At 34.3% G+C, this 626-nt stretch carries 1 protein-coding gene; it reads right to left on the minus strand.

The annotated features are described in order from the left end of the window. Nucleotides 1–249 precede the first annotated feature (249 nt). A partial coding sequence (locus tag ACP5SP_RS08085) for a hypothetical protein (protein ID WP_428076570.1) occupies nt 250–626 on the minus strand: 377 nt, incomplete at its 5' end.

A 626-nucleotide genomic window follows, 5' to 3' on the forward strand; every position in this document is an offset into this window, starting at 1 on the left:
ATATTTAAAAGATAATAATTTTAAGATTTTGTTCATAGCCTCAATTTCTAAAGACAATATAGATAAATTAAATAAGGATTTAAAAGATTATTTTACTCTTGAGTTTTGCGAATTTTCTGTATAATTATATAAAATTATTTATTTCATACTTTCCATCAGTTCCCTTACCCTCGGCAGTGAATAGGCAAAGTTCACATGAACGCAGTCCTCGGAATCGCACAATGCTTATTTGAAATAATTTCTTTTTTATCACCCATTTATCAATTTAGCCAGTAATATATTATTCAGGAGCTGCTTGTCCCTCAACTGCAACATATATTGCAATATCTCCTTGATGTCCTCCAGATCTTCTCCCTCGTGCAGTTCCTCGTAATTGGTTACGCCATCTACATAGGATTTTAAAGCATTTCTCACGAGTAATTTGAAATCTATGTCATGTTCTTTGCAAAATGACTCGTACTGCATTTTTAGGTAATGCATTTCCATTGCAAGGGAAAATGCGTCCTCTATGATATCGTTTAACTTTGTCAAGAGCGATTTTTCAGACGCTTTCTCTACCCCTTCCTGCACCATCTTCTGTGCTATTATGTCCTGTGTAAAGAAGTGCTTCTTAGCAAACTGCACGA

This window comes from Caldisericum sp. (assembly GCF_049967455.1).
GTDB classification, from domain to species: domain Bacteria; phylum Caldisericota; class Caldisericia; order Caldisericales; family Caldisericaceae; genus Caldisericum; species Caldisericum exile_A.